Here is a 26,215-nt window from a genome sequence, read left to right on the forward strand (position 1 = left end):
GGATCACCTCTGGCCAAGCGCGAACAATATAGGTCAAACTCCTTTACCTAAAGTAGAACGCTCGTCGAGAATAAGTCAACATGATTGACCTAAAAAACCAGGAAGCACAGCAGCAGGCCATGGAAGCGTTTTTCTTTGGCTATCAGGCGTTCACCACCAAGGCCGACGAGATGCTTGAGCGCAGGGGCTTGGGCCGTGTGCATCAGAGGATCGTTTTTTTCATAGCCCGGCACCCGCACCTCAGCGTCAAGCAGCTGCTGGCTCTGCTCGGCGTGACCAAGCAGGCGCTGAACATACCGCTCCGGCAATTGGCAGAGATGGGCTTAGTGGACAGCGTGGCATCGCATACCGACAAACGGATGCGTTTGCTTCAGCTGACCAAAGAAGGCTCGCGACTTGAACAAATGCTGCGACGTGAACAAGTAAAGCTGCTTGAACGGGCATTCGGTGAGGCCGGAGAGGCGGCGGTAGCGGGATGGCTGGCTGTCAATGCGGCATTGGGCAAGATACAACATTCAACGTGAACCCGGATGCCCGGAACATGCGCATAATGCCAAAGCCGCCCATTATGGCCCTTCCACTAATAGCACTCAGCTTCAGATGGCTGCCGACTGCCTCAACCTCCGACTCAACCCAGGCGTCTTACCCGTAACACGCTTGAACGCCCGACTGAACGCCGCCTGAGACGTATAGCCCAAACGCTGCGCGACCTCTTCAATAGGCAACCTTTCCAGCGTCAACCACTGGCTGGCAAGCCGCATTCGCACTTCGGTGACGTAGCGCAGCGGGGTCATGCCAATCGTCAATTGAAAACGCTCCGCAAAGACCGAGCGGGACGTATTGCATTGCTCCGCCAACTGCTCGACGGTCCAGTCGCGGCCCGGTTGTTGATGCAGCGCCAAAAGTGCACCTGCCAGCCGCGGATCGCGCAGGGCCGCAACCAGGCCGGCGGCGTTACCGCAGGCGCACTCGACCCAACCTCGAACGACCATGGCGGCGACCACGTCGGCCAATCGCGCGAGGATGCCGGCGAAACCGACGCGTGCGGCGCTGACTTCGCGCTCCATGGTGGTGAGAATAGGCACCAGCCCGGGGTACCGCTGGCCGCCTGCATCAATCAGCATCAGGCCCGGCATCAGCTTGCCAAGGCCATGAAGGCTGCCTAATTCGAACTCCATGCATGCACTGAAAAAAAGCGTGGTCGGCATGGGGCTGGCATCGGTCCCGGTATTCACCGCGCTGACGGCGTCGCCGAGAGGCTCGCCGTCCAGAAGGTCAATTTCCTGCACGGGCACGTGCGTATGCGAGAGCAATTGATGGGCCGCACCATGGGAGATGAAGACGGCGTTACCGGCGGACAGCGCATAGGTTGTCCCGTCTTCCATGCGCAGCACCGCGTTGCCGACCGCCAGGAAGTGGAACCAGGCATGCCCGGGTTTGGCAGCGAAGCCCAAGCCGAAGGCCGGGCCCGCTTGGATACGCCGGTAGTCGACACCGCGCAGGCGCATGCCGCGCAACAGCTCGTTGATGAGGTCGGAAGAGAGGGCAAATGGGTCTTTCGGCATTATCCAGGTGTTTTGGTCAAAAAATTGAGTTTTTAGATCATAGATCATCCAAATTCTCGCGCCTAGACTACGGGTCAATTGAAGATTGGGAGATCCGTGCAATGACTGACCTTGTATGCAATGCCCTACCCGACAGCCGTCCCGGCGCCGAGCCGGATGCAGAACCTGCAACCCCCGCGTGGATGGCCGTATTCTCGTTGGCCATGGGCGTGTTTGGCTTGCTGACCGCTGAGTACCTTCCGGCCAGCCTGTTGACGCCGATGGCGACCGAGTTGGGGGTATCCGAAGCGCTGGCTGGCCAAGCGGTAACGGTGACAGCCGTGGTGGCGCTGTTCGCCGGCCTGTTGGTGCCAGGCCTGACTCGCAGTATCGATCGCCGCTGGGTGTTGCTGGGTTTTTCCACGTTGATGATCGCTTCCAATCTGTTGGTTGCCGTTGCCTCCAGTTTCGCGGTGCTGTTGTTGATGCGTATCTTGCTGGGCATCGCGCTTGGCGGGTTTTGGAGCATGGCGGCGGCGGTGGCGATGCGTTTGGTGCCGGGGGCTTTGTTACCCAGAGCGCTCTCGATCATTTTCAGTGGCATCGCCATCGGGACGGTGGTTGCGGTCCCGCTGGGCAGTTATCTGGGTGGGCTATATGGCTGGCGCAGCGCATTCTTTGCAGCGACGGCGGTGGGTGTGGTGACCCTGGCTTTCCAGGCACTCACGCTGCCGAGCCTTGCGCCGCGTCGGCCGGCACGCCTGCGCACGGTGCTTGAGGTGTTGCAGCGTCCAGGCATTGCTATGGGGATGTTCGGTTGTGTGCTGGTGCACAGCGGCCACTTCGCGATGTTCACCTATATTCGGCCATTCCTCGAAGGTACGACCGGCATTGGCCCGCAGGGGCTGTCGCTGATGTTGCTGGGTTTTGGTGTGGCGAACTTTGTCGGCACATTGGTGGCCGGGTGGATGCTTACTCGTCACCCGTTGGCCACCCTGGTGTTGATGCCCGCGCTGGTGGGCGTTGCGGCACTGGCGCTGGTCCTGTTGCCGGCGTCGGTGCCAGGGCAGGCCTTACTGCTGGCGGCCTGGGGCCTGGCCTTTGGGGGTGTGCCGGTGGCGTGGTCGAACTGGGTCGCCAGCGCGGTCCCTGACCAGGCGGAAAGCGCCGGGGGCATGGTGGTAGCGTCTGTACAGTCGGCCATCGCCACAGGCGCAGCTGCTGGTGGGGCAATGTTCAGCCTCGGTGGCAGCGCAGGCGTATTCATGGCGGCGGCCGTGCTGATGCTGCTGGCCGCGTTGCTGATTGCACTGCGTGTGCAAGTTCCTTCGGTAGATGGCGCTTTGCTGAACGGGTCGGCACTCCATTGAGAACTTAGCTCTCAAAGCGGCTTATCTACTCCGCCAGCTACCGGCGCCCCAAAGCTGACAGCGCTGAGGCTCAGGCTCTGCTTCTTCCAAGGGCCGCAGTTACGCGGTCATTGCGCCACTTGGTTTTTAAGCACTCCCCGCAACAGCAGATCGAGCGCCATGCTTGCCTGCGCCAAGCGCGCAGCGCCGTCTTCAGCCTCCGCGATCCACGCAGCCGCTTCTGCCAAGCTGCCGTATATCAAGGAGGCCAGCGCTTGAGCGTCAGCTTCGACGACAACGCCCTGTACTATCAATTGATGTATCAACTGTCGCATCGACTCTACACAATGTTGCTGTGCCTCCGGCGAGCCGCCACCCAACACAGCCCTGGCGTCACGCAGCACGATCCGCTGGATCTGAGGCTCCAGCGCCATTTCAAGAAAGGCATGGCAGCGCTGACGAAAGCCGTCCCAGCCATCCTTGGCTGAATCAGAAATAGCACACAGGCGCTCATCCATCTCCGCGTCGAGCTGCGCGACCACTGCCGCCAGCAACCCCTTCTTGTCGCCAAAGTGATGGTACAGCGCCCCCCGCGTCAGGCCCGCCTGGGCCGTCAGATCATCCATCGAGGTGTCCGCATAGCCGCGTTCACTGAATACTTTGCGTGCAGTCTCCAGCAACGTGGCTCGGGTTTCTTCCATTGCGGCGCGGGTGCGGCGAACCATCCAGCTACTCCTTGTCTTCAGGCGGCATGAGGTGAGCGTATGCGAGTGCCGTCATACAACCTGTAGCCATTGTCTTGATCTCGACGCGCGCTGACAAGCGCCTGCTTCCTGCCCTCTTCGCCTTACTCGATGCAGGGTGGAGGCAAGGGAATCCCATCGGCGGCCCGGTCCCGCAGGCGGCAGTAACTCCAGAAAGCGACCAGCAACACTGCCACGCCGGCGCCCAGTGCCACGTTGAATCCGGCCTTGACACCCAACACATCGACAACCTGCCCCGATGCCGCAGCCCCGCCGGCAACCCCGACGTTGAGGCCAGCGAGCAACCAGGTCATGCCTTCAGTCAACTTGTTGTGCGGAACAATGCGCTCTACCAGCGACATCGCCACGATCATGGTGGGCGCAAAGAACAGGCCCGCGACCAGGACTGCTGCGGCCAGCCCAAAGATGTTGCCTGCCAGCAGCAGCGGCAAGGTGGTCGCTGCGGTCGCCAGCCCCCCCAGTAGCAGCAGCTTGCGCAGTGGCGTATCGAGTTTCAGGGCACCGAACACCAGCCCCGCTACGCAGGAGCCGATGGCATAGCACGACAGCACGATGCTGGCTGCGGCCGGCATGCCCATCTGCTGGGCAAATGCCACGCTGACGATGTCGACAGTACCGACGATCACGCCCATCGCGACCATCAGCAAGGTCAGCAGGCGCACGTCGGCGAGGCAGAAGATCGATACGCTACCTTGCTCCATGTCGGCGTTGGGCTTGACTGGCGGCTCAGTGCCGACCTGCACGGCCAGTGCGAACACACCAATGGCCAGCAGCACCGCGGCGGCCAGTGGTCCCGCTTGCGGCACTACCGCCACGCTCAGCCCCACCGAAATGGGCGGGCCGCCAATGAAGGTAACTTCATCGAGTACGGTTTCTAGCGAAAAGGCTGTCTGCAACTGAGGCTTGCCGCGGTAGATCGCAGTCCAGCGTGCACGCACCATGGCCGACATGCTCGGCATGCAGCCGGCCAGAGCGGCGCCAGCGAATAACGCCCAGTCCGCCGTCTGCCAATAGCTGCAAGCCAGCAGAAGGAGAATGCCCAGCACGCTGAGCCCGGCGGCGGCCGGCAATACCCGGCGCTGGCCGAAGCGGTCGACCAAACGCGAGACCTGAGGCGACAGCAGGGCATAGGTCAACACGAAGGTGGCTGCCACTGCACCCGCCAGGCTGTAACTGCCGCGGATCTGCGACAACAGGGTAATGATGCCGATACCCGTCATTGGCAGCGGAATACGGGCCAGAAGGCCCGCCAGAACGAAGCCCTTGGCCCCCCTTGCCTGGAACAACACCCGGTAGGTTGTGAACATGCTCGACTCTCCTTATCGAAGGGCCTGCATACGGCTGGGCCCCAAATACATACATCTCGTATGATTAAGACCCTATTATCATACGCGGTGAATGTAAAGCTTCTGTCTCCCCTATGATGAGCGTCCGTGTGTGAGAAGCCCCGAGCATTGCGGGCTGCTGAGCTTGGCGTTTATGAATGCCTGCCATCGGTCGACCACCGTAGACGACTGGTCTAATTCAGGGTAACCTTCGCTCACTATGAAGAAACCAGCCAATGAAATGCGTGAGCACATCCTCGATGTTGCCAGAGCATTAATGACTCACAGGGGATACACCGCCGTCGGTCTCAACGAGGTGTTGAGCACGGCCGGAGTGCCGAAGGGGTCGTTCTATCACTACTTCAAGTCCAAAGAAGAATTTGGCCAGGCATTGCTCGACGTCTACTTCGACGAATACCTGTCGCGTATCGAGCCGATCCTCCAGCAGCAGGCCAATGGTGCACAAAGTCTTCTGAAGTACTTCCAGTATTGGAGCGAAACCCAATATGACGATGCCGTGGACAACAAATGCCTGGTGGTCAAGCTTGGCGCTGAAGTCTGCGACCTTTCAGAAGTGATGCGTCACGTTCTTGATAAAGGCACTTCGCGCATCATCAGGCTGATCACTGACAGCATCGAGCGCGGCATCAATGATGGCAGCATTGTTAGCAAAGACAGCCATGCACTGGCCGAGTCGCTGTATCAACTGTGGTTGGGCGCATCATTGATGGCAAAGGTGAACCGCTCTACTCAACCCTTCCAATCGGCTCTGGCCATGACGAAAAGCCTGCTCGGTTGAGCGGCTTTTTTTTAATCGAAAACTAGACGACTGGTCTACTTAATTCTGCTTGATCGAACCCCTCATGACTGACAACAGCCACCGTACCGACCTGTTCGAACCCACCTGCATGGGTGCCATCGAACTCACCAACCGTATCGTCATGGCGCCAGTAACGCGCAGCCGCTATGCCGAGGATGGTGTGCCCAATGAACTGCATGCTACCTACTACGCTCAGCGCGCCAGCGCTGGCCTGATCATCGCCGAGGCAACCAACATCAGCGCCCAAGGCCGTGGCTACGCTGCAACGCCTGGTATCTGGAGCGCCGAACAGACGGCGGGCTGGAAGAAGGTCACCGAAGCTGTGCATGCCCAAGGTGGCAAGATCGTGCTGCAGCTGTGGCATGTCGGCCGCTTTTCAAGCGTCGAACTGCAGCCTGACGGCCAGGCACCGGTAGCACCCTCGGCTATCAGGGCCGAGGGCAATACCTACACGGTTGACGGTTTCGTCCCTGTGTCCACACCGCGCGCGCTGGAAACTGACGAGATACCCGGGATCATCGAGCAGTACCGCGTTGCCGCGCAAAACGCCAAGCTTGCAGGGTTCGATGGGGTGGAGGTGCACTCAGCCAACAGCTACCTGCTCGATCAGTTCTTGCGTGATTCCACCAATCAGCGCACCGACCAATACGGTGGTTCGATCGAAAACCGCGCACGCTTGACCCTTGAAGTCACCCGCGCGGTGATCGAGATCTGGGGAAGCGACCGGGTCGGCATCAGGCTTTCACCCGTGACCCCGGATGCCGGCAACACCCCTCCCGACAGCAACGTCATGGGCCTGTTCGGCTACCTGGTACCCGAACTGAACAAGCTCGGCCTGGCCTACCTGCATTTCGTGGAGGGCGCCACGGCGACCAGCCGCGATATCCCTGAAGGCGTTGATATGGATGCCCTCAGCGGCCTTTTCGCAGGGCCCTACATCGGCAACAACAATTACGACCTGGAGATGGCCATCGAGCGACGCGCCCAGAAGCGGATTGACGCAGTGGCCTTCGGCCGCCTGTTCATCTCCAAGCCCGACCTGGTTGAACGCTTGCGCCTTGGCGCTGAGCTGAGCATCGCCCCCAAAGAGAGCTATTACGGCGGCGGAGCCAAGGGCTACACCGACTGGCCGAATGGCAATTACTGAACCCCGCGTATCCACAACAGGAAAATACACCATGAACAAACCCACCTACGTGCAGGAATACAAAGCCATCGTCGACGTGCTTAACCAGTACAACGAAGGCGGCAAGCAAGCCAATAGCAGCATCATGAAACCGGCTTTCAGCGGGCAGGCGACCATCTTTGGTGTTGATGCGAACGCCAAGCTGGTCGGCGGGCCGATCCAAGGCCTGTTCGATACCATCGACAACCCTCCTTTCCGCCCTTCCCCTGAGGCCGTGGGCGTGATCGTCAATATCGATATCGTTGGCACCGCTGCCAGCGCGCGTATCGACACCAACGATATTTCCGGTTTCTGCTTCACCGACTTTTTCAACCTGCTGAAAGTCGAGGGTAAGTGGACGGTGATCAGCAAGATCTACCACACCCACATCGCGCCCTGATCAGCGCATTTAGCTGGCTGCCGGTGTCTTCGGATACCGGCGGGCGGCCTCAGCGATCAGGTCGATCAGTAGCGTGACCTGCTCGCTCAATGCCACATTGGCAGGGTGCACCAAGCCAATGTCGCGATGGAAAGTCCTTTCGCCAAGATCATAGGCACGAACCGAAGCAGGCCACGCATCGCGCTCGAGGGTTTGCGGTACCAATGCCACCCCTACCCCCTTCGCGACCAATTCGGTGATTGCATCCAGTTCGTCCAGCTCGCACACGTCGCGGGTATTGAAATGGGATTGACGCAAAAAGCGATCAACCTGCCGACCACCGAATGAGGAGCGATCGTAACGAATGAAGGGTTGAGTGCAGAGGATGTCGCTCCAGTCAGCCACTGGCAGGCCGGCAGGAACAATAAGGCGGTAGGGTTCGCTGGCCAGCGTCGTCCACTGCAGGTCGCTCTGCAATTCGAAGGGCGGGCGGATGATCAGCGCGATGTCGATCTCCCGTGCATCCACCGCATTGAGCAGCTGCAGTGAAACCCCCGGAATGATCCGTGTGCGGCACTCGGCCTGCGCGCCGTGAAATTGGGCCAATGCTTGCGGCAGGAGTGACCGCTGTATGGAGGCAATCGCACCGATATCCACCTGAACTGACGGCACGCCGCCCAGTGCATTGGACCCAAGGCCGTTGTACAGCCTGATGACTTCTTGCGCCTGGATCAGTATCTGCTGACCACGTCGATTCAGCTGAGCGTTCCTCCCCTTACGCTCGAATATCTCGAAGCCAAGCTCCCCCTCAAGCCTCTGCATCTGGGCGCTCACCGCTGCCTGCGTAAGGTTGATCTTCAACCCGGCCGCAGCGAATGTGCCTTCACGGGCTACCACGACCAATGTCTTCAGCTCGCGGATCATCAACAAATTTCCTTTGTGCTTTTAAGAAAAATATATTGATTTTTTTATTGCTTGGCTACTTCTAAACTCGCTCCCAGATCGAAAAAACGAGAGGCCGCACCGGCGTCTCACCCTGTCGAAACAACAAGATAAACCTTGAGGAGCGCCTGATGAGCCTGTCCCCTTTCCACCTTGCGATTCCCGTTCACGATATTGCTGCCGCTCGAAAGTTTTACGGTGAGGTATTCAATCTTGAAGAAGGCCGCTCTGCTGCCCAGTGGGTTGACTTCAACTTCTACGGGCACCAACTGGTGATTCATGAACACCCCAAGATGTCCTATCAGGAAAACGCCCTGAGCAACCCGGTGGACGGACACAACGTCCCCGCGCCGCACTTTGGCGTGATTCTGCAATGGGACCAATGGGAAACGCTTGCCGAGCGCCTGACGGCCCTGGGTACACAGTTCGTCATCGAGCCCTATATCCGGTTCAAGGGCCAGGTGGGCGAACAAGCCACGATGTTCCTCTTTGACCCGTGCGGCAATGCACTGGAGTTCAAAGCCTTCAAGGACATGGGGCAAATTTTCGCCAAGTAATAGTGTTTCAACAACGTGCTCCCGCGTGAGCTATTCGCTCACGCATCTAGCTACTGCCTTGCGCGCAGCACTCCTTATATAAAAAAGGCTAGAGACATGAAAAGAATTCCACTGGTGTGGCAAATCATTGCCGGCTTGTGCTTTGGCATCGTTGTCGGCGGCTACCTCAACACCCACCCAGAACATCAGCAATGGGTCAGCAGTGAAGTCCTGAAACCCCTTGGCGATATCTTCATCAAAATGATGAAGATGATTGTCGTGCCTATTGTCTTCTGCTGCATGGTGCTGGGTATCGCGGGCGGTGGGGACAACAAGTCGTTCGGCCGTATGGGGGCCAAGTCGCTGGCTTATTTCTTCGCTATCACTACGCTGGCGATCATTGTCGGGCTAATTCTCGGCAACCTGCTGGAGCCTGGATCAGACACTGTAATCGCAGGGATCGCACACGCCGATGCAGCGATGAAAGCCGAGCCTTCCAAAGGTGCCCTGATCATCCTGCAAAATATCGTCCCGGATAACGTTTTTCTTTCACTGTCCGAAGGCAAACTCCTCTCCATACTCTTTTTCGCCGTCTTGTTTGGCATGGCCTTGAACGCCTTGCCTCGCGAGAAAAGTGCGCCAGTCATTGCCACCCTGCAGGGCACTTCAGACGCAATGTTCAAACTGGTTGGCTATGTGATGGCGTACGCACCGATTGGCGTATTCGGGATGATCGGCGCTACGGTAGCTACCTTCGGTTTCGCCTCGCTTCTGCCCCTGCTGAAGTTGATCGGCGTTGTTTACCTCGCCCTCCTCCTGTTCGCCTTCGTGATACTCGGTGGTATTTGCTACCTGATCGGCGAAAACCTGCTCACGCTTATTCGTTACTTCAAGGACGAACTGATTCTGGCGTGTTCCAGCGCAGCCTCTGCGGCCGTGATGCCGCAACTGATGGAGAAACTTGAGCGCTATGGGGTGCCCCGGCGGATTGTAAGTTTCGTCGTGCCGGTTGGCTATGCCTTCAACCTTGACGGCGCGTCGATCTTCCTGGGCGTGGCAACCATCTTCATCGCGCAGCTTTACGGCATAGACCTTTCGCTCTCGCAGCAGATTCTACTGGTCGTGACGATGGTGCTGACCTCCAAGGGTGCTGCCGGTGTGCCTGGCTTTGCAATCATTATCCTCTCGGCCACCCTGGCATCGGCTGGGCTGCCTCTGGAAGCCGTTGCACTGGTAGCAGGTATCTTCCGAGTGATTGAAAGCGGTACCACCACGCTGAACGTTCTCGGCAATGCAATCGCTCCACTGGTTATCAGTAGGTGGGAAGGGGTTCGGCTGAAACCTGCGGAGCAAGGCCAGGTCCTCGACAGAAGTTGAGTGCAACGGCGGTGGCCTTGGCCCCGACTCACCTAACCCACTACAGCCGTAGTTCGAGATCAGGTTGCCCAGCACACACTTGAAAATCGCCCGGTCTGAATTGAGCACGGCATCCTGCCGTCGCTGCAGCAACTTCAGGCGTAGGCCCTTGGCTTGCGCCAACGGCTGGTGCAGCGAGTCTAGCTCGGTCAACAGCGCGTTCAGGGCATCGTCCGCTTTCTGTTTCTCGCGGTGGACGCGAAAGTTCGCGCAGGGACGATTTGCGTCATCGCCACCAGGCATGTCTGGGCGAAGCACACCGCAATCACCACGGTTCTGTTCACCCAACGTTCGTTGTCAAAGCGCGCGGTGAATGATACCCAGGCCGCTGCGACACCCGCCAAGGTGCCCGCCAGCCACCATATCAGGATCCAGTAGAAGTCCATGCGCGAAAGCGCCTGCCCATGGCGGATGTAGTGGTAATAATCCCAATAGCCAAACCCGGCCCATACGGCAATGGCAACAAACATGAACAAGCGCCGCCTGCCAAGGTTTTCTGCAGCCTGAGCATCGAGAAAACCGCCGTGCATGCTGAAGACGGATCCCAACGGGCTGAACAGTTCAAGCAGAACTTCCTGGCAGAGCAAGCTCGCCTGTGGGGCAATGACGCGGCCGAGCAGAAACAGCAGATCGCCCAGGTACAGGCCAAACAACAGCAGCAACAAGCCCACCCACAAACGGCAGTAAGCAAAGACTTCTGATAGTAAAAACTGCCCAGCATTATTGGGGCTGCTTTGCAGCCCCTCGCGGGCTTGCCCGCTCCCACCGAGCGTAATTGCGCACCGAGCGCACAACCTGTGGGAGCGGGCGAGCCCGCGAAGGGCCGCAACGCGGCCCCAATTGCTTAACTGACGGGTATCAGGCTGATGCCTGGCTTTTTCGTGGGAGCCAAAGGCTGGGCCATCGCCTACAGGGCATCGGGTAGCGCCAGCACAGCCAGCAGTTTGTCTCTGGTCGTTTGAGAGCAAGGCTGCATCGGCTCGCGCAGCTCGTCGGTCATCAAGCCCTGGAACTGCAATGCCGCCTTGACCACGGCCGGGTTGGGCTCGGCAAAGGCCATCCTGATCCAGGGCAGCAACTGGTAGAACGTGCCACGCGCAGCCGCCCAGTCGCCGCTATCCACCTGCCGTAGCATCCGCACGTAAAGGTGCGTATGCACATGGGCCGAAGCCGAAATGGCCCCTGCACCGCCCAGGCACAGGTTGTTGAATATCTGCAGGTCTTCACCGGCCAGCACTTGGGCATGACCGTCCTGGATCAAGGCCATGGTGGTTTCGCTGTCGCCGCTGCAGTCCTTGACTGCCGCGATACGGGGGTGGCGCACGATCCGGCGCAAGGTTTCGCGCTCGATGCGCACGCCGGTGCGGTAAGGGATGTCGTATACGATCAACGGCACGCTGGCGGCATCCGCTACGGTGTTGAAGAAGGCCTCTATGCCGGCCTGCGAAGGGCGGATGTAGCAAGGTGCCGGTACCAGAAGCCCCGCAATGTCACGCCGCTGGATTTCGGCCTGGAAGGCCAGCAACTCACGCAGGTTGTAACCCGACAGGCCCATCACCACCTGGCCTGGCGCCGCCCAGGCCAGCACGGCATCCAGCACAGCCAGTTGCTCGGCCTTGGACAGTGCTGCCGCTTCGCCCGTGGTACCGCACACCACAAAACCGGCTACGCCGTCTTCGAGCAGCTTCTTCACCAGCTTTTCCAGTGCGGCGAAGTCCACTTCATTGGCGCGCATGGGTGTGACGAGGGCGATCCAGATACCACGGAAATTCGACATGCAAAAACTCCTGATGTTGACCGAAAGTCAGCGTCAGCGGGTGAGGAGTCGAAGTGGTCTGGCAGGGATACCTGGCGCCTTCTGTCTCGTCAGCCCACCTGACGAGACAGCGCGCCTCGGTCAGATGAGCGGCTGTTTCTTGGATTTCTTGGCAACGGCAACGCACGCCTCTGCCTGGGCAATGAAGCCCGAAGCGGAAATGGCGTGGTTGGACATGGACATGCTGGTAAACCCGTTGCGTAGGTATGGCTGGATAATGGTGGGGCGGCGTGGCCGGTGTCAACCCTTGGTCTGCATCGGCCCGTGTAGCAGCGTGCAAGCAGGTATTGCCGTCAACGCCACTCGCTGTAAGGCTCCAGCGGCGTTACCGGCAAGGCCAGGTTGCCCCGCCACGGCTCGAACAGGTAGCGCAGGTAGAGCATGGCATGGCTAGGCGCGTAGTCATCGCTGTGCTGCCAGTCGAAGCCGCCGCCCAGTACCCACCGATCACTCAGGCGCCGTTCGAACAGGCCGCGCAGGCGGTAGCCCAGCCCGCTGCTGTCGCTGGCTTCGCTCATGGCATCAATGTTGGAGTCAACGCCATATTGCGCCAGCACCCTGCGATTGACGTGGGCGTCCGGGTACAACCGGCTGCTGCCACTGTGGGCCTGGGACCAACTGACCGAACCCTCCAGCAACAGCGACCAGTCGTAGTTGCGCCAGGCGTAACTGACCGGCACGCCTACCGACGTGTAACGCTGTGGGCTGTAGTAGCCGCCCTGCCCCAGGCTGTAGCCGCCCAGGTCCTTGTCATGGCGCCAGTGCATCAGCGTCAGGCCAACACGCACACGCTCGTCGGCCCTTTCCACCACTCGGTGGTAATAGCCGGCCATGGCCCGAGTGCGCTGGTTGTCGGCAACGTTTTCGCCATACAACCAGTGATGCCCCAGGCTGGCCCAGACACCGTTGTCGCCCCCTTGGTCCCAGCTCAGGCCAAGCGTGCCGCCATTGGCTGTGACACCGCCCCAACGCACGCCTGTCGGGCGGTCGCGTGCGCCGGCAAACGACAACAGCGAGTTGCTCATGGGCCGCCGCGATGCAGTCAGCGACCAGCCAACTTGGCCGAGGTCTCCGCTGAGCGTTGCGCCACCTAGCCAGTTATTGACCGCATAGCCCTGGGTGGTGCCCAGGTCGACCGCCCAACGGCCGCCCTGCCAACCCAGTGCCAGTACACTGCCGTCAGCGGTCTGCGAGCCCCCCGTGCACGCGGGCAGCGATTTTCCGTCAGCGGTCTGGCCGACAAATTGGCAGCTACCGAAATCGGGGGTGTAGCGCCCCTGGTCGTTCTGCTCGAACGACCCTGCATCCATGCCAATGCGCTCCACGCGGGCAAAGGCAGTGCCGTCCTGCCAAGGGGTATCGACATGCAACAGGGTCGACTGGGTGCTGAGCTCGGAGGTGCCTGGCGTCCCGTCGTCCTGGCGCCAACCGTAGTCGTGCATCAGCGTCACATGGGTATTGCGCTGGCGATACAGTGCATCGACGTCGCTGCGCAGGCTGCGTGCCAGCCAGTCGTCAGCCTCTTGCTCGCGGCTGGCCAGCGTCAGGGCACGGTCATCCCGCGGCGAGGCGGCAGCACGGTCCAGCAACTGCGCATCGGCCATCGCTGCGGCGTAGAGGTCCAGCGCCCGTTGCGGGTCGTCCTTCGCCACCAGGCGGGCGGCGTCACGGCGCAACAACGGATCAGGCCGGGGCTGCTGCGATGCAATCCGGTCGAGCAGCCTGGCCGCCTGGTCGTGTTCGCCCAAGGCAGCCCAGACAGCCGCCAGGCGCCGCTGGGCATTGCTGTCATCGTCGGCCAACTGTGGCACTTGCACAGTCAACATGTGCCGAGCCTTTGCCAGGTTGCCTTCTGCCAGCGCGCTTTCGATCACGCCAAGGCGCGCTTCCGGTCGCCCTGGCTGTACGGCCAGCACACGCTGGTAATAACCACGCGCCTTGTCAGGCTCACCGCGCGCTGCCGCCCAGTCGGCCAACAGCATCAAGTCGTCGGGGCCGCCTTCGCCACGTGCCAGGCCGGCTTCAAGCAAGGCTGTCGCCTCGGTAACGCGGCCTTGCGCCTGGAGCTGCTGCGCCGAGGCCAGGGTCACGCGGCGCTGAATGCGCTGCTGCAGGGCACGCATGTCAGCGCTCCAGGTTGCCTGCGGCACTGCGCCCAGGCTGTCCAGGGCCAAGGCATCACGGTCGCTGGACTCAAGAAACAGGCCGTGGGCATAGCGGGTTGCCGGGTCGTGTGGCTGGTGCTGGACCAGTTTGGCGAATGCCGCGTCGGCCTCGGCGGTGCGGCCCTGGTGACGCAAGCTATTGGCCAATTGATACACCAGCCAAGGTTCATCGGGGGCCAAGGCAGTGGCCTGGGCCAACACCTGGCTGGCCGCTGCCCAGTCTTCGCGTTGCAGCGCCTGGTCACCCTGCTGACGCAGGCGTGCAAGTTCCAGGCTGCGGCGCAGACTGGCGAATTGCACCTGCTGGCGTGGCGGCAAGCTGTCCAGGTACGCCTGCGCCTTGGCGGGCGATTGCGCCTGGTACACACGCATCAGGCCACGCACGGCGCTTTCATTATCCGGTGCCATGCGCCTCACTTGCAGGAACTGCCGCTCGGCGGCAATCGCATCGCCTTCAGCCAGCGAAACATCGGCCAGGCCGAGCAAGGCGTACTCATCTTTCGGGCGTTGCTGGCGCGCCTGCAAGTACAGTGCGCGGGCGCCTCGCAGGTTGTTGGCCTGCAGGGCGCGCTCAGCGTTGTGAAGTTGCGCCCAATACTGGCTGGACGACTCCAGGTCCTTCCATTGGCTGATCCAGTAGGTGTCCTGTTCCTTGGCACTCGCCGTCCGGAACGCTGTGTTGGCGTTTTCGTAGCGGCCCTGACGCATCAGTGCATAACCCAGGGCGCCGTGCAGGCTGGCATCGTCCGGGTACCGGCGCAGCGCCCGTCGCAGCTGCACTTCGGCTTCGGCATTTCGGCCCTTGTCGAGCAACGCCTTGCCGCGCTGGCCCGCCTGCCAGGACGGGTCGGCCAACAGCGTGCGCTGCTGTTGCAGGTTGGCGCTGGCCTGTGCCAGCAGCGGCGAAGCCGGGTAGCGTTTGAGGAAGGCTTGCCAGGCCGCTGCGCTGGTGCTGCTCACCGCTTGCCCGGACAGGTAGTCGAACTCCCGCTGGGCGGCAGCATCCCGGGCGCCGGGGTCGCGCGCCAGCTGATCGAGCAGTGCCAGTGCTTCGCGGTCACGCTTTTCGGCGAACAGCCAGCCGGCCAGGGTCTGGCGCAACCCGGCACTGCCGGGGTACTGCTGGTCCAGCTGTTGCAACTGCCTGATCGCCTCGGGCCGCTGGCCTGGCAGGTTGCCGCGCACGCGCCAGTAATCCAGGGCCAGCTCAAGGCTGGGCGGCTCGCCGGCGAACAGCTGCTCATAAACCGCCAGCGCCTCCTGATTGCGCCCGGTAACGGCCAGCAGGCGCGCCTGCTGCAAGCGCCGCGCAGTCTCTGGCTGCTGCAACGCGAGCAGGCGCGCGGCCTGGCGCGCTTGCAGGCTACCGGGTGCCAAGGTATTGATCCTGGCACTCAGCTGTTCGGCCTCGGTGATGTTCTTTTCGCGCAATGCCAGGCTCAAGGCCGCCAGCAATACATCCGGGTTGCGTGGCTCCAACAGCTGCAGGCGGCCCAGTGCATCACGCACCAGGTCGTCGCGGTGCAGCGCCTCGCCCCGGCGCACCTGGTCCAGCAGCCATTGGCGCTGCTCCCCGGCGTCCTTGGGTTGTGCGACGGCCTGGCAAGCCACCGTCGCCAGCATCAGCACGCCGATCATTCGCTGCATGGCGCACTCCAGGCCGGCAACAGGCGGCCGTGCGAGTCAAAACGGTAACGGGCTTCATCCCAACCCTGGCCAAACAGCGCCAGCACCTGGCTGTAGTACGCCTTGGCCTCGACCGGCTGCTGATGCAAACGCTGCCGCTGCGCTGCCAGGCCAGCCACGTGCTCGGGAGAAGCCGCCAGCAAAGGCAGCAAGGCCGCAGAGAAACCGGCCGGGCCATGGCCGCTGGCAGCACCGCTGCGCGTATCCACGTGCTCGGGCGGCAGCCCGTCACGTGTGGTCAATGCTGCCATCGGGGCATAGCGGGCCACCAGCTCGGCACGCTGGGGCGCGTCCTTGGCCAGCATGCCAACCCACAGGTAGAGCCGGATGGCATCGTAATCACCGCCACTGCCATGCTGTGGGTCCGCTGCCAGCTCACCGGCCGGCGTCCACAGTAGCCAGTCCGGGGCGAAGCCTTTGGGTGACGATGCCAGCCACAAGCGCCGCGTATTAGCCGCCAGTTCGCCCCACAGCGGGTCCACCAGGCTGAAGCGGTCGAACAGTTGCAACGGCAGGTAACTGGGGTTAAGCCGCGTGCCACGGGCATCCTCGAAGCCGTAGTCGCCCGGCAGCAGCATCACCCCCAGGCCTGGCAGCTTGCGTACGGTCTGCGCAGCGATGCGCCACAGCAGGCGCTGGCCCAGTTGCGTGTAGGCCGGTTTGTCCCACAACCGCCCCGCTTCCAGCAGGCTGTAGGCAATCCACAGGTCGGCGTCGCTGGCATTGTTGGTATCCAGTACCTGCCACTGCTGCTGGCTGTTACGCCCCCACAGCCAAGCGGGAAGATGCCGGGCCAGGTCACCCTCGGCCAGGTTGTTGGTGGTCCAGCGCAGCAATTGCGCGAAGGCCCGCCGGTCATTGCCTACCAGGGCGAAGAACAGCGCATAGCTCTGCCCTTCCGAGGTGGTGATCAGGCGCTCGTCGCTCGGGTCGATGACCCGACCGTCCACACTCACCAGCTCGGCCTTGAAGCGGTCCCAGGCGGGCCAGGAACAGGCCGTCGCGGCATTGGCAAAGAAAGGCAGGCCGAAGGTGACCAGCCCCACCAGCAATCGGCGCATGATCACCCCGCCTCACCCAGGCGGCGCTTGCCTGCCCAGCGCAGTGCCCGCCAAAGCAGGAAGGCAAACAGCACCACGCAAATGGCCGCGATCGCCGCCAGCAGCACCGGGTGCTCGGACAAGTGGAACCACAACAGCAACCACCACGGCAATGCACCCACGAAGTAATGCTCGCCCACAAACTGGCTGGTAACGCCGCTGCTGCGCACCAGCGTTACCGAACCGGCCACCGCATCAAGCTTGCCCACATCGCCGAGCGTATCGCGCAGCAAGCCATAATCGCTGTCGCTGCTGGCCAACAGGGCGACGACACTGCGTTGCGGGTGGAACGGCGATTTCAAACCGGTGATGGCCGCGATCGGTGCCTGCGCGCTCACCGCCACGCGGCTGCTTGCAGCCACCGCCCCGGTGTCGAAGCGCTGGCTGCCCGGCAGCCCTGCGCTGCGGCCTTGCAGCAACCAGTCACGCTGGGCGCTGAGCAGCAGGCCAAGGTTGGGCGCATCGCTCAGGGCTTCAGGCAGGCTGCCGATCAGCAGCAAGTCGGCATCGGCCGCTGCGGCCTGCTTCCAGTCATCCACCAGTTGCAGGCCCAGCGCCGGGTAACCGACCTGCCCTGCTACACCGCCAATGGTGTCGAGCAAGGTGCCGACCTGCATCGCCGTGGGTTTGCCCGGCATGATGACCAGGGTTTCGGAAAGGTCGGCCATGCGGCTGAACGGGAAGCCGCTGCGGGCAAATGCACGCAGGTCGGGCATGGCGATGTAGTGGTGATAACCGGACAGGTCGATGGTGGAGTTGTCGTCGATCGCTGCCCGCACATCCACCGGCAGGGATGTCTGGCAACGGTCGCGCTGGGCGCTGCCCAAGGTGCTGGCAAAGCTGAAATCAAAGCGCAGGCGGTTGCGGTCGCCGATTTTCAACGCCGGCACCAGTGACTTTTCGGTCAACGCAGTGCTGTCGCCGGATAACACCGCCAGGCGCATTTCTTCGAGGGTGCCGCTGCGTCGGTCATTGCCCACCAGCGGCATGCTGGTGATGTACTGGTCGTTGACGCTGATGCTCAGGCGCGATTCGTCGGTCACCGCAGGCGCCGTGTAGCGGTACAGGGTACGCAGCGGGATGCCCTGGTTACGCCAGACAAAAAGGTCGGGAGGCAGGTTCAGTTCCAGCGTCACCGGCCGTGGCTGAAGGCCACTGACTTGCAGCTGCTCGGGGTAGTCCAGCAGCTCGGCAAAGCGTACCGGCCGGTCGGTGCGCGTCCAGTTGGGCGCATCGTAGGGCTGACGCGGTTGCAACGCGGTCATCTGCTGCACTTTCACCCGGGCGCCGCGAAACAGGTTGTTGCCAACCGCCAGCGCCGACGCGGCCTTGACCAGATCATCGTCGTTGCGGCCCAGCACCAGCAGCACTTTGCTCCAGCGGTCGTCCGGGTGGTCGATCATCTGCAGCTCCGGGCCGTCGACCGGCGGGAACTGCTGCAGGTTGGCGAGGAAGGCCGGGCGGCGGTCGTTGGTGGCAAACACGATACTTGGCTTTGGCGTTGCAGCCCGGGCCGGCAGGCGGTTGTACAGCACCGGGAAGGTTGCCTTGCGCCAGCCGGCCTGGCTGCCAAAGTACGACGCCAGGATCGCCGCCGCACGTTGCTCGCCCAGGCTAGGCACGCCGCTGAACACCACTGGCAATTCCACCTTGCCCGTATCCCGCGCATCGAAGAACGGCAGCGGGAAATACGCCAGGTCGTTGTCCAGCGCCAAGGCCTGCTCGTGCAGCTGCACCTGGCTCTTGCGATTGAGGTTCAGCCACAGGCCGCTGTGCGCCGGGTCTTCGCAGATGTCGGTGTAGTGCCCGACAAACTCCAGGCGTACCCGGTTGAAGTCGCTGAGCAGCTTCGGGTCAAGCGGCAACTGGCGGCGCACGCGCTGGCCAAGCTGGTCCTTCTCCACGGGCACCACGCCCATCAGTTCATCGTTGAGGTAGACGCGCAGGTGCGACAGGTTCGGCAGCAGCGCCGGCGAAGGCGTGTAGTCCAGTTGCAGGCTGGCATCAGTGGCCAAGCGGTCGCGACGCACGCCGAACTCGATGTGTTCACTGTTGCGCACGCCCAGCAACAGGCTGTCGGACGCATGCCCGAGCTGCTCGAAGGTTTTCATCACCGGCCAGTTGGGTACCGTGGGTACGGCTGGCTCGGCAAGCGGGGCTACAGAGGCGGCAACGGCACTCTGCGACAAGGCGACAAACAGCGCCATCGCCAGGCCCCAGGTACGCGCGGGATAACCAGTCATCATGCGTCTCGATCAACAGGGTTCAAAAAAGGGACAGGCTGCGGTGTGCGGGGCCGGTAGCTGGCCAGCCAACGTGCCAGCGCGCGCAGTGGGCGCAGCCACGCGTGTACCCACGGCGGCAGGTGCTCGAGCAGGCGCAGGTAACCGACACCGCCCAGCTTCAGCACATCGACCAGGCTGCGCAGCGGGCGCTCGACCTCGTGCTGCTCGTTCCAGCCAAGCCAGGCATCGGCGCGGGCAAAGGTGCAATGCACCAGGTCGATGCGCTGCTGCGGGCTGAGTGCGTGGAACACCAGGCCCACGTGCTGCCCGACGGTACGGGTGACACAGGCCTGGAAGGCGAACTCGCGCTCGCCGCGGTTGAGCAGCAGGCGCACCTGCTCCCCCGGGTTCAGTGCAAGGCCGTCGTGCAGCTGCAGGCCAACACCGCCATCGGAGTAGTCAACCAGGGTGCACGGGTAGGCATGACCGCTGGCCAGCACCAACCCCGCCGGCAAGCGCATCTGCACCCGGTGGGCGCGGCGCACCTGGCGCACTTCGGCGGCCACGGCAACGGCGGCGCCGATGATCAGCAGGTTGTAGATCACCCACAGCGAACTGACGATCACCGTGCCGATTTCTGCCGCCGGGCCGTTGAACAGGCGCCACACGGCAAAGCCCAGGCCAGCGACGTTGAGTGCCGCAAGCCATAGGTACGGCTGGGCGATATGCCAGTCAAACTGCTCCTGCTCCATCAGGCCGCCCTTGGCGGTGACGTTGAACTTGCCCTTTTTAGGCGCGAACAGCGCGACCGTGGTTGGGCGGGCGATGTACCAGGCCAGCACGGTCTCGTATACCTCGCCCCAGAAGGTTTGCCGGTACTTGCCCTGCATGCGCGAGTTGGTCAGGCTGGCGTGGATCATGTGCGGCAACACGTACAGCAGGATCATCAGCGCCGGTGCATAGATGATGTAGGCATGCAGCAACAGGAACGCCAGCGGTGCGGTCAGGAATACCAGCCGCGGCAAGCCGGCCAGGAAGTGCAGCATCGCATTGGCATAACACACCCGCTGGAACAGGCTCAGCCCTCGCCCGAACAGGGGGTTGTCGGTGCGGAAGATCTGCACCATGCCGCGCGCCCAGCGAATGCGCTGGCCGATGTGCGCCGACAGGCTCTCGGTAGCGAGCCCGGCCGCCTGCGGGATGCTCAAGTACGCCGATGACCAACCCTGGCGGTGCATGCGCAAGGCGGTGTGAGCATCTTCGGTCACGGTCTCCACGGCAAAACCGCCAATGCTGTGCAGCGCGGTGCGGCGCAGCACCGCGCAGGAGCCGCAGAAGAACGCCGCGTTCCACATGTCGTTGCCGTCCTGGATAAGGCCGTAGAACAGCTCCCCTTCATTGGGGCGGCGCCGGAACGATCCCAGGTTGCGCTCGAAGGGGTCGGGCGAGAAGAAATGATGCGGCGTCTGCACCAGTGCCAGCTTCGGATCCTTGAGAAACCAACCCACCGTCATTTGCAGGAAGGAGCGCACCGGCACATGGTCGCAGTCGAAAATGGCGATCAGCTCGCTGTCGGTCACACCCAGCGCATGGTTGAGGTTGCCGGCTTTGGCGTGCTTGCTGTCCGGCCGCACGATGTAGCCCACCCCAACCTCGTCGGCGAACGCGCGGAACGCGTCGCGGCGGCCGTCGTCCAGAATATGGATGCGCAGGCGCTCGCGTGGCCAGTCCAGGCCCAAGGCAGCCAGTACTGTGGTGCGCACCACCGACAAGTCTTCGTTGTAGGTGGGGATCATCAGGTCGACTGTCGGCCAGTGCTGCGGGTTGGCAGGCAGGCTCGCCGGCTTGCGCTGCAACGGCCAGCTGGTCTGGATATAACCCAGGATCAGCACGAACCACGAATAGGTTTCCGCCGCCAGCAGGATCACGCCGCACACCAGGTCGGTGGTGTCGTTCCAGTTAAGGGTTGCGGTGTAGCGCCACCACAGGTAACGGCAGGAAATGATGGTCGACAGCACGATCAGCATCAGTGTCGGGAAACGCCCTGGCATGTGCCGCACCAGCATGGCGATGCCCAGCAGCAGGCCGATGAACATCAGCTGTGCCAGGTAGCCGAACGGCTCCGTCACGCACAGCAGCGCCAGGCCAGTTGCACACAGTGTCAGCACGCTGTAGAACGCCCGCCGGGCGAACACGCTCAAGCCGCGCAAGCGTGCCGAGGCTGCATGCCTGAAGGCACTGCCACGGTAGCGGGCAGGTAATTGCTGCAGCGTGCCGATCAGCAGGCTGCGGTAATGGCCCGCAACCTGTCGCGCGTTACGCAACTGCTCGCGTACGTTGCCCCAGGCACGCCGTGCGCGGCCCGGTCGGCGTGGGGCCGGTTGCTGCCTCAGCAACAGCCACAGGCTCTGGATCAACAGGCGGACCGGGTCGCCCAGGCTCGGGCGCTTGCCCGCCAGTTGCGGGTACAGGCGCTGGCGCTCGGTCAACAGCGCCTGCCACGCGGGAGACTCCAGGCGCAGGAACAGGAAGGCCAGCCATACGCCGAGGGTAAACAGCCAGGCTACCGGCAGGCGCGCACCGCGCGCACTGAACCAGGTGTAGGCCGACAGGGGGCTCAAGGTCACGGCTGGCGCCTCGCCAGGCAGCGCACCGCCAGGCTCTGCACATCCCGGCAGGCCAGGCTCTGCGGCGCGTAATGGCCGAGCGGCGCCTTGCACGCCAGCGCTTCGAGGAACGCCTCGTCGCGGTGTACCACCTGGATCGGCAAGCGATCACGGAACAGGTCACGCCATACCATCAACAAGTCGCTTTGCAAACGGCTGGCCGGGTCGTAACGGTTGACCAGCAGCATGTCGTAACGCTCCAGCGGCTCGCGGCCGAGCAACAGGTGGCTGGCCATTTCAGCCTCGGCCACCAGTACTCGCACATCGGTTTCGATGCAGCGGCCAAAGGTATCAGCCGGCCGTTGCGGCAGGTCGAACAACACCCAGTCGAAATGCCCGGCCAGCTCGGCCTGGCGGCTGCGCCAGGCCTGCGCGTCGGGGACAGGGTGCGGCACGCCGCCTGGCAGGTTGCCGAACGGCATCAGGCACAGGCCAGGAAGCACTTCATACACGGCATCGTCAAACGGCCGCCCTTGCCGCTCGGCCAGCGCCCAACCTTCTTGCGTATCCAGGGGCAGGTTGAAATGCAGCCCGAGCAAGTTGCTTGGGCACAGGTCGATCAGCAGCACCCGCTCGCCCACGCCTTGCAACGCATAGCCCAGCGCGGCCAGCAAAGCACTGCGCCCCAGGCCACCGCGCACGCCGTGCAAGGCCAGGCTGGTCATGACGTTACTCCCTCGCGCTGCGCTGCGGCCGCGTTCAACGTACCTTGGGTGCTCGCCCGGCAGCTTTCACCCAGCAACGGCCAGCGCTGCAACGCCTGCTGAACCCCCACCAGCATGGAAATGTCCTGGTAGTTCAGGTCTGGCATGGCCAGGTGCTGGCGCAACTGGGCGATATCGTCGCTGCGGTCGGCAGGGTCTGCTTTCCCAGTGTTCATGGGCGCTCCTCGGGGATGGGCTGCCAGTCGGCCTGGCCTTGCAGACGCATGTAGGCGCGTCCCTGATAGTTCACAACCTCTGCCCCGGAGGTTTGCGCAACCTGTTCGGTGGTCGGCAGGTCGGTCAGCAGGCCTGGCACATCCAGCGGCTGCTGCTGGCCCAGGCCGGCGTACACGCGTGACACAAGCTCGGACAGTGCCAGGTAGCTGGTCGGTGCCGAGACCCGCAGCGGCTCGCTGCGGGCAGGCTGCCCCATGCCGATGAACTTGAGGCCGACCGGCACATGGGTGATCGACGGCGTAGGGATTTCGCGCATGCCGGAAAGCTGCATGCGGTCACCGTGCAGCGCAGCACCATGCTCCGGGACGATGGCCACGACGACGCGGCGGCCACTGCGCTCCAGCTCGTCGAGGAAGGTGCCCAGCTCGCCGAACAAGCGGGTGGCGCGGGTGGCGTAATCGGCCACGCGGGTACCACCGTCGGCAGTAACGATACGGTTGCCATCGTGCAGGCTGATGCTGTTGTAGAACAGCGACACATGCTCGGCGGCGCTGCCACTGCGCTGCCCCCACCAGCGTCGCAACACGTCCAGGTCGCTGGCAATCGGCGAGCCGTCGAAGCCGACCAGCGCGCGCGGGAAGTCGGTATTGCGCAAGCCGGGCTGCGGCATGTGTTGCTGGGTGATATCGCCGATGAAATTGTCGAAGTGGCCGCTGTGGTTCAGCAAGGTATTGCTCTGGAAGCCGAGCTTGGCCAGGTTCTGGAACAACAGGCACTGCTCCGGGGCGCTCTGGTAGAGGCCCGCGTGGGACGACTGCCCGCAGCTGGCACGCAGCACCCGGATGGCCGCCGGCCCGCTGTAGGAGGTGGCCGAGTTGAACTGGTCGAAGATCACGTCCAGGCGCGAAAGCAGGGGGTTATCTCGCAGCCCCGCAGCAGACAGATCATCCCAGGCCAGCGAGCAGATGTTGATGACCAGCAGATCGAAGGGTTGCTCATCAGCATTGATGGCAGGGAATGCCGTCACCCGCTCCCGCTCACTGGCGAAGAACCGTTCGAGCCAGCTGTCGAGCGTGGCATTGTCGGCAAGCGCAGCGGCCTGCGCGGGCTTGCCGGGGCTGGCAACCACATTGCCAGAAGGCTGGCCGGCATTGACTGCCAGTGAAGGCAGGCCGCCGACGGCCAGCCATGTCAGCCCCAGCAGGCTCAAGGTGCTAAGGCGCAGCCAATGGCGCAAGTACAGGTACCCCACCAGTAACAGCGCCAACGCACCCAGCAGGTTCCAGTTGATGAAGCGGCCCAGCAGTTCGAGCAGGTAGTCCCATGAAAAGTCGAGCACACCCGGCTGTGCCAGCAAGCGGCTGAACGGAGGGAACCAGGTGTCCTGATAGAACAACGCGACACCCATCGGCACCGCTACCAGCTGCCGCGCGATGCGCAGCCATCTACCCGGCAAAGGCAACAGCAGGAAAGCGGCGAACAACAGGTTGGGCAGCGCCTGGAAGTCCAGCATGCCAAAGGCGACCAGCAGGAATTTTGCCAGGAAATAGAGGTTCCACCCTCCCAGTCCAGGCCAGCGGGCCAGTACCGGGAGGGAGGCGGTGTTGTTAGTCATTACGGGGTTCCTGGCGTGCAGCGCGGTGGCGTACGCCCAGCGGTTTCAGGTAACGGGGTGGAAGGCGGCGGCGCAACCAGCCGCGTAATGCAACACGCAGGCGGTGCACCAGCAGGGCCAGGGCAAACGTAACCAGTGCGGTGATGGCGATGACTTGCTGGAGTTGCACGAAGTTCATGCTGTGCCCCGCTTGCCCAGGGCGACACGGCGTGGTGCCAAGGCCGACCTTGGTCGTGCAGGCTGTTGCGCCAATGCATCCAGCCGGGGTGGCCGGGGTGCGATTTCATCGAGGAAGGCCGGGGTGGCCAGGCTGTCGACCCCCGCGAGCACCTCCTGGCTGATGAACAGCTCTTTCCATGACAACTGGAAGATGTGGTCAAGCGCTTGCTCGACGCCTTCGGAGCGGCAGGCGAACAAGAACAGGAACAGGACATCGTCCACTACACAGGCGATGTCACCATCGCGGCGGAACACCGTGCGCGAGCAGGCCTGCAGCGGGGTCAGGCCGGGCGCCGGGCGCAATACCAGCAACTGGTGGACGATTTCGCCGTTGCGCACACCGTGCCACATGGTCTGCACGGCTTCGGCAAATGCCCGGGGCGCTACCAGCCCGCAAATGGCCAATGGCCGCAAACGTGCGAGCAAGGCATCGAAATTGCCTGGCAGATGCCGGCGCCATACGTAGCCCTGGATGCTCTCGACCATGGTCAGGAAGCGCGACAGGCTGGCACCGAACGGCACGATCTGGGTGGCACCACAGGCCAGCAGCAGTTGCTCGTCCTGGTAACGCAAGGTGGGCGCCATCTCGCGCACCACCAGCTTCAAGGCATTGCCACGCAACTGGCGCAGGCGGTGCAGCTGGCGTGCCAGGCTGTCCAGGCGCTGCCCGCTATCCATGGCAAAGATTACCGTGGCAGACACCGCACGGCTGGCTTTAACGCTCAGTTCGTCAAGATTTTCGCAGACCTGCCAGTGCTCGGAGAAGGCAGGCGCGCCTTCCAGCACCGTGCGCTGGGCCAGGCACAGCAGCTCATCACCACCGGTGTCGGATGGCACCTGCGGCGCTGCGGTAACGGCAAACCCGGCCTCAAGGCGCGCCAGTTCCAGGTCCCGGGTCCCGGCCTTGCCGAGCGGGTTGCTCCAGAAATACTGAAGGTAGCGCACCCCGCCTTTGCCACGGTATACCTGGGCCAGCCCGTCAACGCTCTGATTGAACGCACGCAGCCGCTCCACCCGCCCGGCACCCTGCCCACTGCTGATGACCAGCAATAGCGCAGACTCGGCCAACAACGCCGGGCGCAGGGTACTGCACCAGCGGGCGATGTCATCGCCCGCCCAGGCCTCGAGTGGCGCCAGCAGCAACAGCACACGCCCTGGCGCGTCGATGCGTGGCAAGTCATCAATCAGGTGCAGGGTGGCTTGCGGGCTGTTTTCGTAAAGTGCGAGTTCGGCCGGGCCCTGCGCCGCATCGAGCGCACCTAGCACATCACCCATGGCTTGGGCATCGGTGATCAAGGCTGCCCGCACGTCATCGGGCATGCCTTCGATCACTTGGCGGCATAGCAAAGTGGCGTCTTCCGTGGCGTCACAGGCTATCCAGTACAGTCCTTGTTCATGAAGGCAGCTGCTTTCGGCGCCTAGGCCGGAAATCGCCAAGAGCGGCATTCCATTCGTCAAAACAGTGGCTCTAAGTCAAAAATCTAAACGGGATTCAAAGATAGATATGCACATGTGTCGTCGACGCCCTTGACCATCGTCAAAAAAACGGCAAGAACACCCATGCACCCTTTAAGTGCGTCAATTCTACAGCAGTAAGGCAAA

The 26,215-nt window shown here is 62.6% G+C and carries 22 protein-coding genes; 7 read left to right on the forward strand and 15 right to left on the reverse strand.

Going from position 1 to position 26,215, the window contains the following annotated elements; translation table 11 throughout:
- The first annotated feature begins 80 nt into the window (after positions 1–80).
- On the forward strand, positions 81–524 hold the full coding sequence (locus N805_RS11030) for a MarR family winged helix-turn-helix transcriptional regulator (protein ID WP_019472183.1): 444 nt from the start codon (positions 81–83) through the stop codon (positions 522–524).
- 72 nt (positions 525–596) lie between these two features.
- Here N805_RS11030 and N805_RS11035 read toward each other — a convergent pair whose 3' ends face one another.
- Complete coding sequence (locus N805_RS11035) at positions 597–1,565, reverse strand: AraC family transcriptional regulator (protein ID WP_026034544.1); 969 nt, start codon at positions 1,563–1,565, stop codon at positions 597–599.
- A 101-nt stretch (positions 1,566–1,666) separates the two neighbouring features.
- Here N805_RS11035 and N805_RS11040 point away from each other — a divergent pair, with 101 nt between their 5' ends.
- Positions 1,667–2,914, forward strand: a complete 1,248-nt coding sequence (locus N805_RS11040; protein ID WP_026034545.1) for an MFS transporter — start codon at positions 1,667–1,669, stop codon at positions 2,912–2,914.
- 107 nt (positions 2,915–3,021) lie between these two features.
- Here the strand turns inward: N805_RS11040 and N805_RS11045 are convergent, their stop codons facing one another.
- Together N805_RS11045 and N805_RS11050 are read right to left on the reverse strand one after the other, a co-directional pair.
- Positions 3,022–3,618, reverse strand: coding sequence for a TetR/AcrR family transcriptional regulator (locus N805_RS11045; RefSeq protein WP_019472186.1), 597 nt, complete (start codon positions 3,616–3,618; stop codon positions 3,022–3,024).
- Between the two features lie 122 nt (positions 3,619–3,740).
- The gene (locus N805_RS11050; RefSeq protein ID WP_019472187.1) at positions 3,741–4,964 is read right to left on the reverse strand and encodes an MFS transporter; all 1,224 of its coding nucleotides are present in this window, start codon (positions 4,962–4,964) and stop codon (positions 3,741–3,743) included.
- A 238-nt stretch (positions 4,965–5,202) separates the two neighbouring features.
- On the opposite strand from N805_RS11050, the gene N805_RS11055 reads away from it, so the two are divergent.
- From N805_RS11055 to N805_RS11065, 3 genes are all read left to right on the forward strand, one after another.
- A complete protein-coding gene (locus N805_RS11055) occupies positions 5,203–5,781 on the forward strand; it encodes a TetR/AcrR family transcriptional regulator (RefSeq protein WP_026034546.1) in 579 nt (192 codons plus the stop codon).
- Between the two features lie 64 nt (positions 5,782–5,845).
- A complete protein-coding gene (locus N805_RS11060) occupies positions 5,846–6,949 on the forward strand; it encodes an alkene reductase (protein ID WP_019472189.1) in 1,104 nt (367 codons plus the stop codon).
- Between the two features lie 31 nt (positions 6,950–6,980).
- Entirely contained in the window at positions 6,981–7,367 is a 387-nt protein-coding gene (locus N805_RS11065) for a nuclear transport factor 2 family protein (protein ID WP_019472190.1), read from the forward strand.
- Between the two features lie 9 nt (positions 7,368–7,376).
- Here the strand turns inward: N805_RS11065 and N805_RS11070 are convergent, their stop codons facing one another.
- Positions 7,377–8,270 carry a LysR family transcriptional regulator gene (locus N805_RS11070; RefSeq protein WP_019472191.1) on the reverse strand — a complete coding sequence of 298 codons (894 nt, stop codon included), beginning with the start codon at positions 8,268–8,270 and terminating at the stop codon, positions 7,377–7,379.
- A gap of 149 nt (positions 8,271–8,419) precedes the next feature.
- Here N805_RS11070 and N805_RS11075 point away from each other — a divergent pair, with 149 nt between their 5' ends.
- Both N805_RS11075 and N805_RS11080 read left to right on the forward strand, forming a co-directional pair.
- Complete coding sequence (locus N805_RS11075) at positions 8,420–8,845, forward strand: VOC family protein (RefSeq protein WP_019472192.1); 426 nt, start codon at positions 8,420–8,422, stop codon at positions 8,843–8,845.
- 96 nt (positions 8,846–8,941) lie between these two features.
- Positions 8,942–10,201, forward strand: coding sequence for a cation:dicarboxylate symporter family transporter (locus N805_RS11080; RefSeq protein WP_019472193.1), 1,260 nt, complete (start codon positions 8,942–8,944; stop codon positions 10,199–10,201).
- A gap of 200 nt (positions 10,202–10,401) precedes the next feature.
- Here N805_RS11080 and N805_RS30505 read toward each other — a convergent pair whose 3' ends face one another.
- The 11 genes from N805_RS30505 to N805_RS11140 form a co-directional block, all read right to left on the reverse strand.
- Positions 10,402–10,902 carry a hypothetical protein gene (locus N805_RS30505; RefSeq protein WP_155412687.1) on the reverse strand — a complete coding sequence of 167 codons (501 nt, stop codon included), beginning with the start codon at positions 10,900–10,902 and terminating at the stop codon, positions 10,402–10,404.
- 245 nt (positions 10,903–11,147) lie between these two features.
- On the reverse strand, positions 11,148–12,017 hold the full coding sequence (dapA, locus tag N805_RS11095; protein ID WP_019472196.1) for a 4-hydroxy-tetrahydrodipicolinate synthase: 870 nt from the start codon (positions 12,015–12,017) through the stop codon (positions 11,148–11,150).
- Positions 12,018–12,349: 332 nt separating this feature from the next.
- Entirely contained in the window at positions 12,350–15,868 is a 3,519-nt protein-coding gene (bcsC, locus tag N805_RS11100) for a cellulose synthase complex outer membrane protein BcsC (RefSeq protein ID WP_019472198.1), read from the reverse strand.
- A complete protein-coding gene (gene bcsZ, locus N805_RS11105) occupies positions 15,856–16,971 on the reverse strand; it encodes a cellulose synthase complex periplasmic endoglucanase BcsZ (protein ID WP_026034547.1) in 1,116 nt (371 codons plus the stop codon). Before bcsZ ends, bcsC begins: the two co-directional genes overlap by 13 nt.
- Positions 16,971–19,250, reverse strand: a complete 2,280-nt coding sequence (bcsB, locus tag N805_RS11110) for a cellulose biosynthesis cyclic di-GMP-binding regulatory protein BcsB (protein ID WP_419198330.1) — start codon at positions 19,248–19,250, stop codon at positions 16,971–16,973. Before bcsB ends, bcsZ begins: the two co-directional genes overlap by 1 nt.
- Positions 19,250–21,859, reverse strand: a complete 2,610-nt coding sequence (gene bcsA, locus N805_RS11115) for a UDP-forming cellulose synthase catalytic subunit (protein ID WP_028613623.1) — start codon at positions 21,857–21,859, stop codon at positions 19,250–19,252. The genes bcsB and bcsA overlap by 1 nt, the downstream gene beginning before the upstream one ends.
- Positions 21,856–22,563, reverse strand: a complete 708-nt coding sequence (gene bcsQ, locus N805_RS11120; RefSeq protein WP_028613622.1) for a cellulose biosynthesis protein BcsQ — start codon at positions 22,561–22,563, stop codon at positions 21,856–21,858. Before bcsQ ends, bcsA begins: the two co-directional genes overlap by 4 nt.
- Positions 22,560–22,778, reverse strand: coding sequence for a cellulose biosynthesis protein BcsR (gene bcsR, locus N805_RS11125; protein ID WP_028613621.1), 219 nt, complete (start codon positions 22,776–22,778; stop codon positions 22,560–22,562). The genes bcsQ and bcsR overlap by 4 nt, the downstream gene beginning before the upstream one ends.
- Positions 22,775–24,394, reverse strand: a complete 1,620-nt coding sequence (bcsG, locus tag N805_RS11130) for a cellulose biosynthesis protein BcsG (protein ID WP_028613620.1) — start codon at positions 24,392–24,394, stop codon at positions 22,775–22,777. The genes bcsR and bcsG overlap by 4 nt, the downstream gene beginning before the upstream one ends.
- Positions 24,387–24,572, reverse strand: coding sequence for a cellulose biosynthesis protein BcsF (bcsF, locus tag N805_RS11135; RefSeq protein WP_028613619.1), 186 nt, complete (start codon positions 24,570–24,572; stop codon positions 24,387–24,389). The genes bcsG and bcsF overlap by 8 nt, the downstream gene beginning before the upstream one ends.
- Entirely contained in the window at positions 24,569–26,059 is a 1,491-nt protein-coding gene (locus N805_RS11140) for a BcsE family c-di-GMP-binding protein (RefSeq protein WP_028613618.1), read from the reverse strand. Before N805_RS11140 ends, bcsF begins: the two co-directional genes overlap by 4 nt.
- Positions 26,060–26,215 lie beyond the last annotated feature (156 nt).

It is taken from the genome of Pseudomonas putida S13.1.2 (assembly GCF_000498395.2).
Classification (GTDB): Bacteria; Pseudomonadota; Gammaproteobacteria; order Pseudomonadales; family Pseudomonadaceae; genus Aquipseudomonas; species Aquipseudomonas putida_Q.